The organism is Deefgea chitinilytica (genome assembly GCF_016881405.1).
In the GTDB taxonomy this organism is placed as follows: domain Bacteria; phylum Pseudomonadota; class Gammaproteobacteria; order Burkholderiales; family Chitinibacteraceae; genus Deefgea; species Deefgea chitinilytica.
Window position 1 is genome coordinate 87,874 of the sequence record NZ_WOFE01000009.1, and the last position, 17,895, is coordinate 105,768.

At 48.9% G+C, this 17,895-nt stretch carries 18 protein-coding genes; 9 read left to right on the forward strand and 9 right to left on the reverse strand.

The features are described 5' to 3' along the window. Positions 1 to 134: 134 nt before the first annotated feature. Positions 135 to 767: a cell wall hydrolase gene (locus tag GM173_RS14030; protein ID WP_203572013.1), complete on the reverse strand. Its 633-nt coding sequence runs from the start codon at positions 765 to 767 to the stop codon at positions 135 to 137. Positions 768 to 1,000: 233 nt separating this feature from the next. Here GM173_RS14030 and GM173_RS14035 point away from each other — a divergent pair, with 233 nt between their 5' ends. After that, positions 1,001 to 1,564, forward strand: coding sequence for a nucleotidyltransferase family protein (locus GM173_RS14035; RefSeq protein WP_203572014.1), 564 nt, complete (start codon positions 1,001 to 1,003; stop codon positions 1,562 to 1,564). Here the strand turns inward: GM173_RS14035 and GM173_RS14040 are convergent. Beyond that, positions 1,561 to 2,397 carry a hypothetical protein gene (locus GM173_RS14040; RefSeq protein ID WP_203572015.1) on the reverse strand — a complete coding sequence of 279 codons (837 nt, stop codon included), beginning with the start codon at positions 2,395 to 2,397 and terminating at the stop codon, positions 1,561 to 1,563. The genes GM173_RS14035 and GM173_RS14040 overlap by 4 nt on opposite strands. Before the next feature lie 247 nt (positions 2,398 to 2,644). On the opposite strand from GM173_RS14040, the gene GM173_RS14045 reads away from it, so the two are divergent. Next, positions 2,645 to 4,273: a methyl-accepting chemotaxis protein gene (locus tag GM173_RS14045; protein WP_203572016.1), complete on the forward strand. Its 1,629-nt coding sequence runs from the start codon at positions 2,645 to 2,647 to the stop codon at positions 4,271 to 4,273. On the opposite strand, the gene GM173_RS14050 is transcribed toward GM173_RS14045, so the two are convergent. The 4 genes from GM173_RS14050 to GM173_RS14065 all read right to left on the reverse strand — a co-directional run bounded on the left by GM173_RS14050 (position 4,270) and on the right by GM173_RS14065 (position 7,579). Beyond that, positions 4,270 to 5,127, reverse strand: coding sequence for a carcinine hydrolase/isopenicillin-N N-acyltransferase family protein (locus tag GM173_RS14050; protein WP_203572017.1), 858 nt, complete (start codon positions 5,125 to 5,127; stop codon positions 4,270 to 4,272). The genes GM173_RS14045 and GM173_RS14050 overlap by 4 nt on opposite strands. 18 nt (positions 5,128 to 5,145) lie before the next feature. Next, a complete protein-coding gene (locus tag GM173_RS14055) occupies positions 5,146 to 6,540 on the reverse strand; it encodes a sensor histidine kinase (RefSeq protein WP_203572018.1) in 1,395 nt (464 codons plus the stop codon). After that, positions 6,537 to 7,193, reverse strand: a complete 657-nt coding sequence (locus GM173_RS14060) for a response regulator (protein ID WP_203572019.1) — start codon at positions 7,191 to 7,193, stop codon at positions 6,537 to 6,539. The genes GM173_RS14055 and GM173_RS14060 overlap by 4 nt, the downstream gene beginning before the upstream one ends. Before the next feature lie 218 nt (positions 7,194 to 7,411). Then, complete coding sequence (locus GM173_RS14065) at positions 7,412 to 7,579, reverse strand: hypothetical protein (RefSeq protein WP_203572020.1); 168 nt, start codon at positions 7,577 to 7,579, stop codon at positions 7,412 to 7,414. Between GM173_RS14065 and GM173_RS14070 the strand changes: the two genes are divergently transcribed. The 5 genes from GM173_RS14070 to GM173_RS14090 all read left to right on the forward strand — a co-directional run bounded on the left by GM173_RS14070 (position 7,570) and on the right by GM173_RS14090 (position 12,744). Next, the gene (locus tag GM173_RS14070) at positions 7,570 to 8,469 is read left to right on the forward strand and encodes an alpha/beta fold hydrolase (protein ID WP_203572021.1); all 900 of its coding nucleotides are present in this window, start codon (positions 7,570 to 7,572) and stop codon (positions 8,467 to 8,469) included. The two genes, GM173_RS14065 and GM173_RS14070, sit on opposite strands and share 10 nt — an antisense overlap. A gap of 216 nt (positions 8,470 to 8,685) precedes the next feature. After that, complete coding sequence (locus tag GM173_RS14075) at positions 8,686 to 9,516, forward strand: MipA/OmpV family protein (protein ID WP_203572022.1); 831 nt, start codon at positions 8,686 to 8,688, stop codon at positions 9,514 to 9,516. 20 nt (positions 9,517 to 9,536) lie between these two features. Then, positions 9,537 to 10,655 carry a serine hydrolase domain-containing protein gene (locus tag GM173_RS14080; RefSeq protein ID WP_203572023.1) on the forward strand — a complete coding sequence of 373 codons (1,119 nt, stop codon included), beginning with the start codon at positions 9,537 to 9,539 and terminating at the stop codon, positions 10,653 to 10,655. 102 nt (positions 10,656 to 10,757) lie between these two features. Then, positions 10,758 to 11,690, forward strand: a complete 933-nt coding sequence (locus GM173_RS14085; protein WP_203572024.1) for a hypothetical protein — start codon at positions 10,758 to 10,760, stop codon at positions 11,688 to 11,690. A 283-nt stretch (positions 11,691 to 11,973) separates the two neighbouring features. Further along, complete coding sequence (locus tag GM173_RS14090) at positions 11,974 to 12,744, forward strand: C13 family peptidase (RefSeq protein WP_203572025.1); 771 nt, start codon at positions 11,974 to 11,976, stop codon at positions 12,742 to 12,744. Positions 12,745 to 12,898: 154 nt separating this feature from the next. On the opposite strand, the gene GM173_RS14095 is transcribed toward GM173_RS14090, so the two are convergent. Next, a complete protein-coding gene (locus GM173_RS14095) occupies positions 12,899 to 13,831 on the reverse strand; it encodes a TraB/GumN family protein (protein WP_203572026.1) in 933 nt (310 codons plus the stop codon). Positions 13,832 to 14,011: 180 nt separating this feature from the next. On the opposite strand from GM173_RS14095, the gene GM173_RS14100 reads away from it, so the two are divergent. Together GM173_RS14100 and GM173_RS14105 are read left to right on the forward strand one after the other, a co-directional pair. Continuing rightward, a complete protein-coding gene (locus tag GM173_RS14100) occupies positions 14,012 to 14,212 on the forward strand; it encodes a hypothetical protein (protein ID WP_203572027.1) in 201 nt (66 codons plus the stop codon). A 247-nt stretch (positions 14,213 to 14,459) separates the two neighbouring features. Next, positions 14,460 to 14,840, forward strand: coding sequence for a hypothetical protein (locus GM173_RS14105; protein ID WP_203572028.1), 381 nt, complete (start codon positions 14,460 to 14,462; stop codon positions 14,838 to 14,840). Positions 14,841 to 14,906: 66 nt separating this feature from the next. Here the strand turns inward: GM173_RS14105 and GM173_RS14110 are convergent, their stop codons facing one another. Both GM173_RS14110 and aceK read right to left on the reverse strand, forming a co-directional pair. Beyond that, positions 14,907 to 15,908: a M14 family metallopeptidase gene (locus GM173_RS14110; RefSeq protein WP_203572029.1), complete on the reverse strand. Its 1,002-nt coding sequence runs from the start codon at positions 15,906 to 15,908 to the stop codon at positions 14,907 to 14,909. A gap of 146 nt (positions 15,909 to 16,054) precedes the next feature. Continuing rightward, entirely contained in the window at positions 16,055 to 17,809 is a 1,755-nt protein-coding gene (gene aceK, locus GM173_RS14115) for a bifunctional isocitrate dehydrogenase kinase/phosphatase (RefSeq protein ID WP_203572030.1), read from the reverse strand. Positions 17,810 to 17,895: the final 86 nt, after the last annotated feature.

A 17,895-nucleotide genomic window follows, 5' to 3' on the forward strand; every position in this document is an offset into this window, starting at 1 on the left:
TAGCAATACCTATTAAGAATGCAGTCTTAATTCAGATTGATTATTTTTAGTGCTATGCACACTTGGTCTGCCCACGCCAATGACATCAAACACCCAGCAACTAACTTCATTCAGCTCGCAATCTAGCAAACGACTCAGCAGCGATTATTCAAATAAAAAATATGGCTGCCCATGGTTTTCACCCGCTCAACCGACGCAGCTTTTGCCCATCCCGGATTCACGTCACGCGTGTGGTAGAGCACCGCTTGGCTCGGCTTGGCGCCGTCAGCAATATACTCAGTGACCACCAATTTTACTTTTCGATAACTCTCTGGCTCACGTGCCTTGGCTGCACTGAGGGTGCGCGCAGTTCCGCGTTGTGATGTCCATGAAAATTGCTTTCGTTGGTACACCACTTCGTGCACCGAATCGGGATAACAGGCCGATTCAACGCGTGCCATCGTCACCCCCAATACCGCGCGAATTCCTGCTGGCGATTCGCCACGCGCCTCATTAAATGCATTCAAAATCAGCGCATCAATGTCTTTTTGACTGAACTGATAATCCTTCACCTCACTCGCGACCGCCACCTGTGACGCACGACTGGCAGCAAGGCATTCCGCAATCACCGAACTAGCGCTACTTGCAGCAAAAACCCCACTGGCAGCAGAAACTGGGCAGGCCGCCACAGGCGCATCCTGTAAAGCGGGCTCCCATCCTTGCAGGGCACAGCCAGTCACCAAACTACTCACTAATATCAAAGATCCAAGGTTTGCACCTAACGCCATTCATACCCCTTTTGCAAACACTCCTTGGGCACAAAGGCAAGGAGTGCATGACCATGCTCGATGGTAAATATGCAACTGTTCTAAAATAAAAACGGCATGTTAAGTAAATAGTTGAGTCTTTTCAGTGACATAGTTACACCAGCCCTAAGCAACCGAATAAAACAGTACACAAAATGCATTTTTACACGGAATATTCAGGCCAGATTTCAAGCCAATAATTATTAGAATTACGCATGAAAAAGCAAACTTTAGCCCTAATTCAAGCCGATCCATTGCGCATCGATTGTCTTCAGGCCGTGCAGGAATTAAGACTGCCGCAAGCGATGATTTGCGCTGGATTTATCCGCAATCTAATCTGGGATGCGGCTCATCAATTCAGCACCAGCACACCGCTCAATGATGTCGATGTCGCATGGTATTCAAGCGAACAACTCGATCCTAAGTTTGATTTAGAATTGGAATTTCAACTGAAGCAACAACTGCCAAATGTGCAATGGCAAGTCAGAAATCAAGCACGCATGCACCACAGAAATGCTGTAGTGACCTATCTATCGGCGAAGGATGCTGTAGAGCGTTTTCCCGAAACGGCAACATGCTTGGGCATCAGCATGAACCACAACAATGATGTCGAATGGTGTGTAACAGCAGGTTTAGCCGACGCGTGGGCATTGCGCTTACGGCACAACGCCCACTCTGGTTTAGCACTGAGTGTGACTCAGCAAAGAATCAACGAAAAAAATTGGTTAGCACACTGGCCGCGCTTAAAATGCCTGCCCGAGTTACTCGGACTAAGTTAGACTTTGGCATCCACCGCTTTTTTATCTGGATTGTGCTCGGGGCTCAGATCCACATAACGTGGCCCACCAGGTAAATTCAGCAATTGCAGCGACATTTCACCCAAAAGTTGCAAGCCATTGTTACCCTCTGCATCAGGCTTAAACAGGCCGAACGGGCGGAATACCGGCTCGCTACTCAAGCGTTGCAACAAGTCCAGCGCAGTACCCGCAAAATCTTGCTTCAAGCCATCAATTTTCTCCGCCTCTTTGGTATTGCGCGCAGCACTGACTGGCTCAGTCGGCGTATTTAAATCGACAACATCAATTGGAGTCGAAGTCGCCGATGTATTAGGTATTACCTTGTAGCCATTATCTAAATTGCGCTGCTGAGCAATACTCGCACCTTCAATCACCGATTCATAGCGAACTTCAATTTCAATCTCAAAACGCTGCCCGTCCGCCGTCGTTAATGTGCCTTTCGCACTCAACGAGCTACTATCGCTCAAACGAAAGGCACTCGCTTGGCTGCTACCTTGCGCACTTTGGCTCGACTGCTGCATCGCAGTAAAACTCGACTCGGCGTTTAATGACAACTCATCAAACTGAATCGTCATCCCCTTCGCTTGGTCGCCAAACATCTTCTGCGCAAACTGTGTGATCAAATCGCCTGCCATCTGTGTCGTGGCTTTACCAAGCTGATCAACGCGCTGGCCGATTAACTCGCCACCCTTACTCAGCGATTTTGCCATCTCCCCCATCGGCTCGCCCATCTTGCGCAATGATTGCGCCATCCCCGAATCATGTAGACCAAGGCCATTGGCAAAGTGAGTTTGGAGTGCAGACAGCGAGTTCATGATGACACCTCTTTACGATAAGTCGATTGACCTTGAATCGATGATTGTGACTAAGGCCTTGCTGACACTAGTGAACGTTAAGCTTTTATCGACCGCAAAGCCGCAAACTAAATCAATATCAGCCACACAGCAGACCAACGGACGCTGCACACCTTGCCGACACATTTCTTCATATCATCGAATGATTTGTCTATGCTGAAAGACGGCATAGCTCGCCGCAATCACTTTTCACCTTGGAAACACAGCAATGAAAACACTGAAAGCCAAAATTCGCCTTGCTCTGATTTTCGTCGCCGGTTTAGCCGTGGTGGTATTTAGCAGCTTTAGCTACATCGACGCCAAACGGATTATTTTAGAATCTATCGACGCCCGCCTACTTACCGCAGCACAAGGCTATCGCTATGTTGTCGATGATCATTTTCACGACAATATCGTGCCACGGACGCAAGCTGACTTGAAAGCCAAACACGCTGCCGCCGTCAAACTGACCGAATACAGCAAAGCGATCAAATTACCTTACGTCTATAGCTTTGTGATGTTAGACAATAAGCCAGTCTACTTAATTAGCTCTCTCTCTGATGAAGAACTCACCAAACCAGACTCAGAGCATTATTTACTGCCCTACGACGTTGCCACCGATGGCCTGATGAATGCCCTAACGCAGAACAAAATCGGTTTTGCAGAATACTCCGATCCGTACGGCGACTTTCGTTCAATTTATCTACCATTCAAAAACCAACAAGGCCAAACAATTGTGGCGGTAGCCGATATTGACCTTGGCTACGTTACAGCGACCTTGCGTACCGCGCTGTTTAAATCGATTGGAATTGGCATAGTCTTGATGCTCATCGCTTCTGCAATTGCAATTTGGTTGAGTAATCTAGTCGTTCAACCACTAGAAGCCTTGCTAAAAACGATGCAAGTGTTGTCTAGTGGAGAAGCGGATTTAACGGCTAGGCTAGATGATTCGCGTGCGGACGAAACAGGAGCGATTGCCAAAGCATTTAACCACTTCATCAGCGAAATTCAGCGCATTATGTCGGTGGTTAAACAAGAAAGCACTCAGCTCAGCCAAGGAGTACAGCGTATTGAGCAAGTGGCGCAGCAGCTTTCAAAAGACTCTCGCCAACAAGCCGATTTAGCCGCTTCATCGGCGGCCACCATCGAAGAGGTCACCGTCAGCATCGCCCATATTGCTGACAGCTCTGAGGTTGTGCAAAACACCGTTACCCATGCAGGTCAAGAAGCTGAACACAGTGCAAGTGCGATGAATCAAATGCGGCAAGACACGCAAAACATCAGCCAGCAACTCAATGCGCTGGGCAATGTCATGCAAAATCTCGACCAACAATCGCAAAAAATCACCCACATTACCAATACCATCAAAGAAATTGCCAATCAGACCAATTTACTCGCGCTCAACGCCGCCATCGAAGCAGCTCGCGCTGGCGAACAAGGGCGCGGCTTTGCCGTAGTCGCAGACGAAGTACGTACTTTGGCAGAGCGCACAGCCGCAGCGACGATTGAAATTGATGCGATGTTGGGCGCAGTCAGCACAGATACTCATGTGGCAGTTGAACAAGTCCAATCCGCGCATAAAGTGTCGAACAACAACCTACAGCAAGCGGATACCGTCTTTCAGCAGCTCAATGTGGTACATGGAGAAATGCAAACCGTTGTCGCGCAAATTGTAGAAATTTCAAACGCCACGCGAGAACAATCAATTGCCACCGAGCAAATGGCACTGGTCGCCGAGAAAATGAATCAACAAGTCGTTCAAACCGATTCGGCCTTGGAGCACACCAGCCAAACGCTGCGAGAACTCAGCCAAATGGCGCAAGCACTGCAAAACGTCGTAAATCGCTTCAAACTCTAAGGTAAACTTGGAGACAACAGCGCCGCTTTTTGTCGCCAGAACTGGCTATCAAGCTGCCAAGTTTCTTGTTGCTCGCTCTGATTTGGGTTGGCCAGTACCACGGTCAATTGCGGAGCGCCCTCGGCGGGCAAAACAATTTGCCAGCTTGCCAGAGTATGTTCCTTGCCGTGTCGCCATAAGCTATTGTCTGCACCGTCATGCTGATCACGACTGATCTGCGCAAAGTCAGTCATATGCCATGGCTGTTCGCCCATCGCCAATAAACTCTGAATACGTGATAAGCGCACATGACTACTTGGACCTCGCAACTGATTGCAATAAGCCAGCTCAGGGCTGAGATAATGATTGGTATGCGTCAAAACCCCGTTCCGTTTCACACTCAAGCTGTATTGACCATTCAAGCCAATTTCAACCTGCAAAATTTGTTGGCGGTCCGCCAGCAGTAGAAAATTAGCTCGTGCGGGTTTAAACAGCGCATCTGCATCGGTAATCACCTGCTCAACGCTACGGTATTGACGCAAAATCTTGCTCATCACGCCGCGTGCATCAGTTTGTGCATTACGAATCTTTTTCGGGAGCGTGCTAGCCGCCGCGCTCACCACCGCTAAAGCTTGCTCATTTACGCCAGCCTTGATACCTGGCTCGGCACCGTTGTCAGCAAATAAGCCAATATATCGAAAACCTTGCTTAGGCGTAACCAGCCGCACCGACTGGCTATGGTCTGGTCGCCAATCACGATTTTTAGCTAGCAGCGTACCACTCCCTGCCACCACATCCCCTGCCGCACCCCACAAAGTACAAGCGCTTGCAGGTACGCTGAGCAGCGCTAGCGTCACGGCTAAATATCGATTCAAGGCTGACTCCGTATCGACTCAAACTGTTGCAGTTTTAGATTCATGCAGCGGGATGGTTACGGTAAAACAACAACCACGCTCATCCAGCCCCGTAGTAAGTTCAATCTGGCCATTCAAACGCGCCACGGCCTGCGCCACAATCGCCAGCCCCAAGCCCGTTCCCGCCACATCATGCCCTGCGCCACGATAAAAGCGCTCAAAAACCAGCTCTCGATCCGCTTCAGCAATACCGGGGCCATTATCAGCGACCGACAAACGCATAACATCGACCATCTGGCTCAATTCAACCTCAACCTGCCCCCCTTCCTGCACATATAAAATGGCATTATTGAGTAAATTTTGTACAATCGATTGCAGCAAATTCGCATCAATTACATTGAATAAAGAATGGGGAGCACTTAAGGATAAATCGATTTTGCGTGCCATCGCCGCTGGCGCTAAGCGCGCTAATTCTTGCTGCAACAAAACCGCGACGTCAATTGCCGCGCTCGCTGATAATTTATCATTATCGATGTGCGACATTTCGAGTAATTGGGCGATTAAATGTGAAGAACGTTGAATCGCTGATTCCAGGTTTTTTTCAGCGATTTGTCGCTCTGGCACCGTTTCAGCCCTCGATAAAACATGGGCTTGGGCCGAAATCACCGCCATCGGCGTGCGTAACTCGTGCGCGGCATCCTGCACAAATGCATGTTCACGCGCAATCTTGCTACGCAATTGACCTAATAAACGATCCAGCGCTGCCGTCAGTGGCTTGAGCTCGGCGTACGGGCTACTGAAATTAATCGGTGATAAGTCATCTTTATTTTTCGCCGCAATCAGATTCGACAAAATCCGTAATGGTTTTAAGCCCCGCGCCACCACCAGCCAAGTGGTCAACACCATAATCGGCAAAGCGATCAGCATTTGCACCGTCATTTCCATAATCACCATCATAAAGAACCACGGCGAATTTAAAATCGGTGCAGCCCACAACACCTCCCAGTGAGCCGTTTTCGCCTGAAAAACGCGGTACAACTCGCCATTAATCGTTGCATCGAATAATTGATGAGACTGGCCGGTAGGCAACTGATGCGCCCCCCCTTCGGGTGACAAATAAATTCGACGTCCCTGCAAATCATTCAATTGGAGCAACATGACTCGAGGAATTTTAAACTGTCGATAACTTAAATTATAAATATCCGAATACGTCGAAATGATCGTCAATGCTTCAGCTTCGTTGCTTACTTTCTCCAACGCAGTTACTAAAGCATGACCATTAGCCAGCAACGATCGATCCCGCTCAGCCGGATCAGTTTCTTGCAGATAGCCATAAATCGCCAATACCACCCAGCACAAAGCAAAAGCAAGCAAAATCGCCATCACCACGCGCCGAATCAGGCTGGGGCCCAAATATTGTAAATAGCGTTTCATAAGACCAACATATACCCAATACCGCGCACGGTACGAATCCGTTGCGCACCAATTTTACGTCGTAGATTCGACAGATGAACTTCGAGTGCGCCAAAATCAATTGCATCGCCCAGTGGCTCTAAACGCTGCGCCAATGCGCCTTTCGGTACGACCACACCGGGTTCTCTAGCAAGCTCAAGCAGTAAATGAAATTCACGCGGCGACAAATCCAATTTCACGCCAGCCAAATTCGCCTGATAGCGACGCGGCTCAATTTGCAAATCACCGATGTTCCAAACATCACTGGCTTGCTGTGCATAACGCCGTAATACCGCCCGCATCCGCGCAATCAATTCGGCAGTCGCAAACGGCTTGATAATAAAATCATCCGCGCCACCATCTAAACCCGCCAATCGATCATCCAAGGCCGAACGCGCGGTAATCACAATAATCGGCGTGCTTATGCCCGCCTTGCGCCAGCGATTCAGTAATTCAAACCCCACGCCATCAGGCAAGGTGAGATCTAGCAATACACAATCAAACTCCATCTCCTGCGCGGAACGTGGCGCATTCGCGATGCTACGCCGCCATTCGCTGCTGATGTCTTCGGCTTTGAGTGCCTGCTGTAGTGCGAACCCGAGATCGAGGTCGTCTTCAATAATCAGAATATGCATGCCACCACTCTAGCAGATGAATCTTAAGCTTTGCTTAAGCTTGCGTTTGTCATACTGCTTGCCATTCATTCACTGGGTAGGTCAGATGATGCAAATCCACCGCTTATGTCACAAGTTTTGTTTTTCCGTATTGATTGCGAGCTTATTAACCACCTTGAGTGCATGTGGAGGCACGAGCGAACGAGAACAAAAATGCTTGAGCAGCGGGGCCGACATGATTAATTGCTTAAAACCAAGCCCAAGCGTGACACCAACACCGACGTTGCTCCCTGCACCAAGTCCCAGCCCAAGTCCCAGCCCAAGCCCAAGCCCAAGCCCAAGCCCAAGCCCAAGCCCAAGCCCAAGCCCAAGCCCAAGCCCAAGCGCGACAGTGTCCGTGCTGCCATCGCAAAACTTTATTCAAATTGCTCCGAATATCAAGCTGGAAGTGCTCGATTTTGGTGGTCATGGTGAGGTGATTTTGCTACTTGCTGGAGCAGGCAATAGCGCACATGTGTTTGATGGCTTTGCGCAAAACTTAAACGCAAAATATCGCGTTCTGGCGCTAACTCGACGTGGATATGGGGCATCCAGCCAGCCGCCAACTGGATACGACACAACAACATTAACAGAAGATATTCGGGCAAGCTTAGATCAACTCGGAATTCAACGCGTACACCTAATTGGGCATTCGATTGCAGGAGATGAAATCACCCGCTTTGCAGGAAAATATCCCGAGCGCGTCAACCGTTTAGTTTATTTAGATGCCGCTTATGACCGCATCGCACTCAATACAATATTGAGCAGCTTCACCTTACCATCACCACCGGAACTAACGATGAGCGATCTCAGCTCATTGAATGGGATCCGCCAATACACCCGTCGCATCCGTGGAGTAGAAATACCGAAAGCCGAAATAGCAGCAACCATTCGCTTTAATAGTGATGGCAGCGTAGCGAATGCGGTCACCCCTGACGAAATCGCGGCACAGCATCTTGCTGGCGTAGAAGCACCGAACTACAGCATGGTAAAAGCGCGTGCGCTAGGCATTTTTGCTGATGCACAAAACCCAAGCGACATTATCCCGTGGTTAACCCCCGCATCGCCCGCATGGGCTGCCAACAACGTTTTCTTTACCCAAGTTTATCGCCCCTATCTTTTGCAGCAGCAAAACAAATTTAAAACCGAATTAATTGGTAGCCAATCTCTCAACATTACAGGCGCCAATCACTACCTATTTATTTCGCATGCTCAGCAAGTCACCGCAGCGATTGAACAGTTCTTAACTGCACCTTAACGATCAAATTTAAATCAGTACGGAGAAATAAGATGTGGAGCTTATATCGAACACCGTGGGATCTAGAGCGCCTACTCGTGCCAACTCACAGCGCCCCCCAGCAGAGCACGGCTAGCAGGCAAAACCCACTGGATTCAAGCCTTCACGGATTGCAATCCCCGCACAGTCAGAGCTTGCCAAACACCAATTCACTATTTTTTAAGCAAGGATAAATTCATGCGTTTTCCGATTATTGTGTCATGCCTTTTAGTCAGCCAAGTCAGCCTTGCTGAAGAAACGACGCTCAACTCAAACATAGAGCAAGGTTTATCACGCCTGCAAAGCCTATGGGCCGAAGCCAGCGATGGTAAAAATTGGCAAGCAGCAACTGGGCTAGGGATAGCGTATGCCCCTGAGGTGATGGGGGGGGATGTGTATGAGGCCAGCCCGATGGGCAGCCTTGATTTAGCGCATCGCTCAGGTTTTTTTATCAGCACCAGCAAAGGCGTAGGCTGGAGTTACACCGTCAACCCCAACTGGCAAGCGGCCATTTTTCTCGCACCGAGCGAAGAGCGCAAAGAAAAAGACCAACTGACGGATCACATTACTTTCAAAGGAATGGGCGAGATCAAAGCCGCGGCACAAGCCGGTTTAGCGCTGAACTACATTTGGGGCGACCTAGAGCTATCCACCACAATTTTCACTGGCTTAGCCAACCGAAATCGAGGCCAGCAAATCAAATTGGGCGCAGATTACACCGCCTACGGCAGTGAACACTTCGCCTTAATCCTCAATGGCGGGCTCACCGCCAGCAATGCCGATTATCAACAACGCTGGTACGGCGTAAGCGCCCAACAAGCGAAACAAAGTGGCTTCAAAGCTTATCAAGCGGGCAGTGGCCTGACGCTTGGCAGCGTGGGCGTCACGGCGATTGTGCCGTTCAGCAAGGAGCTGCGCCTCATTAATAGCGTGAGCTACAACCAGCTCCTTGGCGACGCTGCCGATAGCCCCTTGGTGAAATCCAAAGGTAGCGCCGCCGTATCGGCCTTTTTGCAATACACCTGGTAACACCAGCCAAGGAAAATACGATGCAGCCACTGTTGCCAACCAAGCCTTATGGATTTGTTGCTCATACTGGCGCGAGCCGTCTTGCTAGCCCAAGCCAGCCGCCCGCTTCAGTCATCCATCCAGCGCAGTACCAAGCCAAAGTGGATGTTTTTCGGCGCAAACACGGCTTGCCTGGCCTCGCTGTCGCCGTCATCAACGCGGACACCTGCCATTATCTGTGCAGTGGGCGGCAGCGAATCGATGCACCAACTTTGCTACAAGCCAGCGACAGCCTGCCATTGGGCGCATTGAGTAAAGCCGTCACCGCCACATTGCTCGCGCGCTGGGTTGAGCAAGGCAAATTACGCTGGGATTCCACACTGGCCGAGTTGCTGCCCGCGTGGCGCACACAAATGCGTACCGAATTTCAAACGGTAACAATACTGCAATTGCTGCAACACCGCGCCGGGCTAGCCCGTGATGTTTGCGATTTAAGTTACCCTCAATTATTGGCGATGCTCGGCGGCCATCCGAGCGCCGACCGCAGTACCGCCGCGCGTTGGATTTTGCAACAAGCCCCGCTGGGCGGGATGAATCATCGAGCACACTATTCAAACCTTGGGTATTTGATTGCAGACTTTATTATTGAATTGCTAGGTGGCAATACCTATCAGAATATTATGCAAGAGCAATTACTTTCGCCACTCCCGCTACCTAGCCAACACAACAATCCATCGCCAGTCTCGGGCCATTATTGGTCTAAAACCCACTGGTTTAGCCAAGCCTATTGGCGCCGGGCAGATGACAACGATGAGGCGCAACAGCTAGCCCAGCTCAAGCCCGCCATTCGGCTCAGCCTTGCCGAGTACAGCGTCTTTTTGCGCGAACATTTACGCGGCTTGCGCGGAGCATCGTCCTTGCTCAGCCAACGCAGCTTTCAGCAACTGCATACCCCAAGCGACTATTACGCACTCGGCTGGGCTTGCGTGCAATCAACCGAGTACGGGTCACTCAGCATTCACGACAGCGCCGAACACGGCTACCGTCACTACAGCTTACTGATACCTGCTAGCCAACGCGCCGTCGCGATTTTCTGCAATGGCGATCAGCCACGCTCGGGCGCATCGCTGGTGCAACTCGCTGAATCGCTAATCAGCTAATCGGTCAGCCATTGCAAATCGATCCGCAACGGCGCGCAAAAACTTGCCTTGCGCGCACGGCTTCGCTTATAAACGAGCAGCGCAATCGATAAAAGACCCACTATGCCGCTTAGCCCCGAAGAACGACTGGCTTTTCTAAACCGCAACCCTAGCTTTACCGAGCTAATCGACGCCTGCCCTGCCGCATGGCAGAGTGTGCGCAGCGAGCTGGAAGGCGTTTTTGCGCGGCGCGACCCAGCGGAACTGAAAGCCATCGTCGAAAAAGTCCGCGTTCGCGCACCGCACGATGCGCGGTTTTTATCGGGCGAAAGAAATGGCCGCGCGTACGCCGATTTCGTCACGCAGCAAGAACGGCAGCGGTTGATCGAGCTGGCATTACGCCAATACGCCTTCTCGACTGCCACCGGCGTTGGCGCAGGCAAAGTGCGCTTTAATTTGTGGAATGGCCTGATTATGCAGCGCCTGCTATTCGAGCGCGATTTGGTTCGCAAACCCGTGTCAATGCGGCGTTTTCGCTGGACTTGGCCGCTGATTACGCAAAAACAGTTCCTAATGCCGCTCGTTGAAAAACGCGGGATTTACTGCTTTTACAGCAAGGAATTGATTGCAGGTTTAGCGCAAGTGATAGCCAACCGCGCTTGCCTCGAAATCGCCGCTGGCGACGGCACACTCAGCCGCTTTTTACGTGCACAGAATGTCGATATCACAGCCTGCGACGATTTTAGCTGGGGCAAAGTCGTCAACTACCCCGCCGACGTACAAAAACTCGACGCCAGCACCGCGATTGCGCAGCAGCAGCCCGAAGTCGTCCTCTGCTGCTGGCCACCCGCGGGCAATCACTTCGAAAAACAAGTCTTCCGCCAGCGCTGCGTGCAAACCTATATCGTCATCGGCAGCCATTCGCGCTTTATCACTGGCAACTGGGGCGATTACGAAGCGCAGACTTTATTTGACTGGCAAGAACGGCGCAACCTCAGTCGCTTGGTATTACCACCCGAATTGGGCGCGGGGGTTTGGGTGTTTCAGCGGAAGTAGGATGGGGGGGTCGAAGTGAGACCCATCAGTGCAATTGAATGGGTATTTCACTGCAAGCATTGATTAATAAACTCTATAAAGCAATACTCGCGATACACGGTAACCGTTGGGCTGCGCAGACCGTAGCCCAAACTAAGGCGCTAAATTAAGTACAAAATGAGCAAAACAAATATTGTCGCCAAACTTACTTAGATGTACGATGTGATGTCTAATTTCCCCTTCCCACGACATGAAATCCCTATATTCCTTACTACTGCTATCTACACTCTGTGCGTGTACTTCTTTGCCCCCACAAACTGGCGTTGAGTCTGAAGCGCTGATTGAACAGCAGTTAAGCCAAATGCCACAGGGAGAGATCGGTAAAAAAGAAGTCTTTCTAGTGGTGGTGGCGGGCTTTGACGCTCCAGCAGTATTTAGTAATGAAATGCGTTTGGCTGCAGAGCAATTAGGCCTTGCTTTCGATGCTAAAAATCGGATTTTATTGTTGAGTAATTCAAACAAAGATCGCGAGACACTGCCACAAGTCACGCCATTCCTGCTGCAACGAGCAGTGAATAAACTGTCAAAAAAGATGAATGGAAGTGAAGATATTTTGGCGCTGTATCTTGTTTCACATGGAACGAAACAAGGATTTGTTTTTAAACCAAACAATGGAAGTATGGAGATTGCATCTCCCTATTCGATTCAGCAAGCATTGAAAGAAGCTGACACGCCATGGAATATGGTCTTTGTTTCTGCATGTTATTCAGGCTCATTTGCCGATGAGCTAAAAAACAGCAAAACGATGATTATGACCGCCGCTGATGCAACACACAGTTCATTCGGCTGTGATGCCACAAATAGATACACTTACTTTGGCACTGAGTTGCTGAAGAATCGTGAGTTTAGTGGCAAAGTCGATTGGAATGAGGTTTTTCAAGACACGCAACTGAAAATACAACAGAAAGAGAAAGATAAATATTTAGAGCACTCTAACCCACAGTTCTGGTTGGGTGATGAGCTAGCTAAATACTTAGCATCACTACCAAAACCTACCCAAACCAACACTCAATAGACCCGTCTACGCGAGTCCAAAAATGAAACCAACACAGATGGTTTAATTTGAAAAGCTCGCGTAACAAACCAACATAATAGTGCTGGCTAAGAGTGTGCAGCCCAGGGTTTACTATTGTGCCGGATGCATTATTTCAACCAATTCCAATCACCTCCTAATTATCAAACCCCACCCGCTCAACCTTAAATCCCCGCTTCGTCAATAAAGCAGGCAGGCCGTTTTTTCCTATCATGTGCAAGCTGCCAACGGCGACGAAAATCGGCGCAGATTGGTTGTGGAGTTTGGCGATGTTGTCGGCCATTGGCGGATTGCGTTCGTCGAGCACGCGCCGCATATCGGCGCGCTGTTTGGGCGTGTTCATACAGTCGCACCAGTCGGCAAAACTTTCTAAGGTGAACAAATCTGATTCAGTCCATGCATCGAGCAATCTGATACTCATCGTTTGGCTATTTTTGTTTTCAATTAGCGCCAATCCTTCGGCGTATTCCGCCGCGCTCACACTACCGTCGCCCAGCAAGGCCTGCATTTGACTTTCGGCCGTTTCAAGCGGGATGACCTTTTTGCCACTGGCCGCAAGCATGTACTCCGTACCGTAAGCCGCTTCGTAGCCGCTTTCGCGCAAACCTAATACGCTCATCGTTACAAATAACAGCGCCGGATGAATCGATTGCGCAATCGATTCAGGTAAACAGACTTTATCTAATTGAGCTTTAAGCCGACCTTTCAGTGCGTTTGGCACTTGGCCAGCGCCTTGGCGGCTTAACTGCGCTAATTTAGCTTGCGTGACAGGATCGGCCATATCCAACTCGAGCACCAGTGCTTGGCTTTGCTGCACCGCTTGCCGCACTTTCGGGCCAGGGAACGCCGCCGACAAACGGTTGATATGAATCGAACCATAGAGCCAAGATGTGCGACCGTCTTTGCTGATTTTCCACAAAAAGCCATGGTCGCGAGCCGCTTCTTGCAGTTGCTGAATTTCCGCGGCGCTAGGCGGAAGAGGCGCAGGTACACACGCGGATTTTACGGGCAGACTCAGGCAAAGCAGCATACCCCACAGCAATGACGAAACTCGAATCAAACGGCGCATAAAGAACACCTATTGTTTTTTGGCGAATCAGTAAATACAAATCAATCGATCAATTAATACTTACAAATCAAAACCTTAAAATCAAAACTAACCGCACATCAGCTTACACAGCGCGGACAATCAATCTTTGTATACTCACATTATTCAAATAGCATCCAACGCAAGACAAGGAGCTGAATCATGAATCCAAAAGCTTTAGAAACCCAAGATCTGATTACCATCGAGGCCGAAGCGGGTGAAGTATTAAACCAAGCCATGCCACAAAGCCATCTCTATCAAATGGCATCTCGACTGCAAAATATTTTGCGCTTAGAGCTTATCCGTCGCGGTCTGTTTGAACGACAAATTCAACGACTCCGTGCCGCTAGTCAACAGCGTTAATTAGATCGGGTATATCTATCAAAGAATTAATTCAAATTGCTTTGATAGATATACCCAAGCCAATTCATCATTCAGACCAAGCCTGCTGTTTTGTCTTAAGGGCGACTATCTAACGCCAACAATACACGGTAATAAACAGGCTACACACGGTTTACTCACAGAATAATCCACAAAATCTGCTAGAAAGAATCATACGCCTTTGCCAATGAGGCGTGAGGATCAAATCAATTCAGCGGAGGATGAAATCATGAATAGCAAAATCCCACATGGCACCGTCAATATTATGTCACGCGTTGATTTCATTCGAATGGCATCGACTGAAATGGCGCAAGCGGTGGTGTTTTTAACCTATGACACCACGGATGAGCGCACCAGCCATTCGCGTAGCAAACTGCTGCACTACCTGAGCGAAATTGGCATGACCACTGAAGCACAAGCGATTGAAGCACATAAATCGATTTTGATGTATGAGCTTGCTAGCGATGCCGTTCGAGCTTGGCAGCAGATTAATGACCATACCCACGTTGTGGCTGCGCACGTATTCTGGCACGGATTGCAAGACGATGCGGTGCACAATGCCATGCTGCAAGCGAGACCTAAAGAAGTCAGCCCATTAGCACACCACTGATATCCTCATGGTATCTGCCGCAAAGCTTTGTTAGCTAATATTTTGCGGAAGATACCTATATGTCACTTACTTCCGAACGCCACCAACATTGCGCTCGCTAGCTTGGGCAAAGTAAAACCACTCATTGCCGGGCACTGCACTTGGATTAGGGAACAACACAAAGCCATCGCACGGCGCTACCTCAGACGTACCATCGTGGCGCGCACCAATCACCTCACCAGCCTTAACCGGATCAAAGCTAGCCCATGTTTTAACAAACACGTCATCGGCATGGTGGCGATCAATGACGCGGCTAATCTTTAGCACTTCCAAATCAGTTTGGACAACGGCTGGCGGAACATCGGCTAGGTTCAAGCAAGCAATCGCATTGCGAATCCCTTGGTATGCGACCTCGGGCGATGAGGCATCTTTATGCTGACCACACTCCAAAGTCAGCGAATAGCCGCCATGCGCGCGCGTATATTCGGTCGTGCCAACACCATAACTTGGGTCGGTATTGAGCAAATGCGAGCGCTCGCACACCGGGGTATACGCCAAACGATGTTTAACGCCTTCGGCATAAGTACAAAGCCAACCCTCAACAATCCGATGCGGTCCTAAACGCACCGCCAGCGCTTCTTCTTCCTTAGCTAAGGCAAACGGCTGCAAATCGCCGTCGTTATTCTCAGGCCCCAACATAATGAAAGGCTCTCCCGGATTATTAGTCGAGTGCAAATCGAGTAACACATCATGATCCGCTAGCAGCGGACAGAGAGCATTAGCGATCCGATCTTCAAAATCATGGGGATCATCAGTAATACGCAGATTGCGATTTAAATTGCGATCACCATTGCGCTGCACTTTTTCATAGGCCAAAGGATTGGTAATCGGCACAAAAGTAATGCGACCACGTAAAAGCTGCAATTCACCCGAATCCAGCTCTGCCATCACACGGTGAATCGCCTTAGTACCACAATCTTCATTACCGTGCACTGCACCCAATACAATCAGGCTAGGGCCTGCGTCCAAGGCAGAATAGGAAAACGACTTAAGCTGGAAACGTTGGTGAGGCAACACGGTTGTCGACATAAAATCCTCAATAGCAAATTCAATCAATGGTGCGAATTATCAGCTGATTAGCAGCATCTGTACATCGGCGATGAAACAAAAAATAGATTTTCCTGACCCGCAAAAAAGCCCCTCGCAAGGGGCTTACTCATCGCGCAGTGAAGTGATTACGATTGTGGAAATCGTAAGGCCTGTGGATAAGGGAAAAAATCTTCAATGATGCCATTTTTGATCCTAGTTTTTGTATCTTGCCAAAATTTAGGCGTTAGCAAATCGGCGTGGTACTTATTAAAAGCTGCTTTTACATCGGCACGCGCTAACAAGAATCCACCAAATTCTTCTGGGTAAACTTCATTCTTATTCCCACTAAACCAAGTCTCGCCACTCATTTCAAATTCGGGTGTCGGCGGTGGCGGGATTCGTCGGAAATCACAATCAGTCATATACTCAATCTCGTCATAATCGTAAAAGACCACTCGCCCTGCCCGTGTTACACCAAAATTCTTAAATAACATATCGCCTGGAAAAATATTGGCAATCGCCAATTCGCGCAGCGCATTGCCATAATCACGAATTACCGCCTCAACCTCAGCATCACGGCGATGCTCAATATAAAGGTTCAGCGGCTTCATTCGGCATTCAATATACATATGCCGAAACACCACAGTATCTCCATCAATTTCAATCACCGATGGCGCCAATGATTGCATCTCTGCCAGTAATTCAGAATCAAATCGCGCTAATGGCAGCGCCACATTTGAAAACTCAAGCGAATCGGCCATTCGCCCTACCCGATCATGCTGCTTAACCAGCAAATACTTTGCCCTTACCGTGGCTCTATCCACTTCTTTCGGCGGAGCAAAAACGTCTTTAATAATTTTAAAAACAAACGGAAATGACGGCAGCGTAAACACAATCATCACCATCCCTTTAGTACCTGGCGCACTCACAAAAGGATCTGAAGAATGGCGCAAATGATGAAATAACTCACGGTAAAACATGGTTTTACCCTGTTTTCCTAAGCCCAACATCGTATATAGCTCAGCGCGAGACTTTCCCGGAATTAAATCATGCAGAAATTGCACATAGGCCGAGGGCACTTCCATATCGACCAAAAAATACGCGCGCGACAATGAAAATAACTGCCGAATATGCACAACTTCAAATAAAGCAGCATCAATATATAGAGCACCAACTTCGTTACGATATAAAGGAATCGCAAATGGAATCTCGGTGTCACCATGCGTGGCCTTACCGATAATATAAGCGGCTTTATTGCGATAAAACGGCGAAGACAATACTTGGATTTGTGAATTAAATTCAGGCGTTAATTTTTTACCAAGATGGCGTCGCAACACTGCCAAGATACGTGCCACATCACGATCTAAATCGACAAAAGGCAAATTCCATGCGAAATCAGTGAAAATTTGTTTTAAAGTCGCCGCTAATCCCAAGTTATTCACATAATAACTACGGAAGGTAGCCTGAGTTTCTTCGATATACTCAGTAGAAACAGCGGGACGATAAAAGATGAAATCGTTGTGAAAATAGGTGCGGTGCAGTATGCGACAGCACACAGAATTGAAAAAGGTTTCCGCTAATTCAATTTGTTTATGCTTTAGCAGCAAAGCAATATATTGCTGCTTAACCGCCAGCCACGCTTGATCAGACAAAGTTTCTGCAGCAAATTCTTGCTTTAAGCGAGCCACACTCTCTAATACTCGCGCATCATAAAATTCAATCCGATTTCGAACGGCATCACGCTGCGCCAGAATATTGCCCATTTCAAAATTTACTTTTGCAGCAATGCTAGCAGCACGGAATAACTCATAGTGATGATTAAAACCATCGAGCAATGCCTGAGCAATCGCCGCAGCACATTCGGTATCATCGGCTATAGCACACGAAGAAAGTGCATTCATATTGTCGAGCCCAAGAAAAAAGTTACTTCATTCTAGGCAATCAAATTCAATGCTGCGCTACAGCATTACCTCAATTTTATTTCCAC

What these genes read in the sequence shown, in the direction of transcription:
- GM173_RS14030 (WP_203572013.1), bottom strand. Translation starts at nt 767, where the DNA reads ATGGCGTTAGGTGCAAACCTTGGATCTTTGATATTAGTGAGTAGTTTG.
- GM173_RS14035 (WP_203572014.1), top strand. Translation starts at nt 1,001, where the DNA reads ATGAAAAAGCAAACTTTAGCCCTAATTCAAGCCGATCCATTGCGCATC.
- GM173_RS14040 (WP_203572015.1), bottom strand. Translation starts at nt 2,397, where the DNA reads ATGAACTCGCTGTCTGCACTCCAAACTCACTTTGCCAATGGCCTTGGT.
- GM173_RS14045 (WP_203572016.1), top strand. Translation starts at nt 2,645, where the DNA reads ATGAAAACACTGAAAGCCAAAATTCGCCTTGCTCTGATTTTCGTCGCC.
- GM173_RS14055 (WP_203572018.1), bottom strand. Translation starts at nt 6,540, where the DNA reads ATGAAACGCTATTTACAATATTTGGGCCCCAGCCTGATTCGGCGCGTG.
- GM173_RS14060 (WP_203572019.1), bottom strand. Translation starts at nt 7,193, where the DNA reads ATGCATATTCTGATTATTGAAGACGACCTCGATCTCGGGTTCGCACTA.
- GM173_RS14065 (WP_203572020.1), bottom strand. Translation starts at nt 7,579, where the DNA reads ATGGCAGCACGGACACTGTCGCGCTTGGGCTTGGGCTTGGGCTTGGGC.
- GM173_RS14075 (WP_203572022.1), top strand. Translation starts at nt 8,686, where the DNA reads ATGCGTTTTCCGATTATTGTGTCATGCCTTTTAGTCAGCCAAGTCAGC.
- GM173_RS14080 (WP_203572023.1), top strand. Translation starts at nt 9,537, where the DNA reads ATGCAGCCACTGTTGCCAACCAAGCCTTATGGATTTGTTGCTCATACT.
- GM173_RS14085 (WP_203572024.1), top strand. Translation starts at nt 10,758, where the DNA reads ATGCCGCTTAGCCCCGAAGAACGACTGGCTTTTCTAAACCGCAACCCT.
- GM173_RS14095 (WP_203572026.1), bottom strand. Translation starts at nt 13,831, where the DNA reads ATGCGCCGTTTGATTCGAGTTTCGTCATTGCTGTGGGGTATGCTGCTT.
- GM173_RS14100 (WP_203572027.1), top strand. Translation starts at nt 14,012, where the DNA reads ATGAATCCAAAAGCTTTAGAAACCCAAGATCTGATTACCATCGAGGCC.
- GM173_RS14105 (WP_203572028.1), top strand. Translation starts at nt 14,460, where the DNA reads ATGAATAGCAAAATCCCACATGGCACCGTCAATATTATGTCACGCGTT.
- GM173_RS14110 (WP_203572029.1), bottom strand. Translation starts at nt 15,908, where the DNA reads ATGTCGACAACCGTGTTGCCTCACCAACGTTTCCAGCTTAAGTCGTTT.
- aceK (WP_203572030.1), bottom strand. Translation starts at nt 17,809, where the DNA reads ATGAATGCACTTTCTTCGTGTGCTATAGCCGATGATACCGAATGTGCT.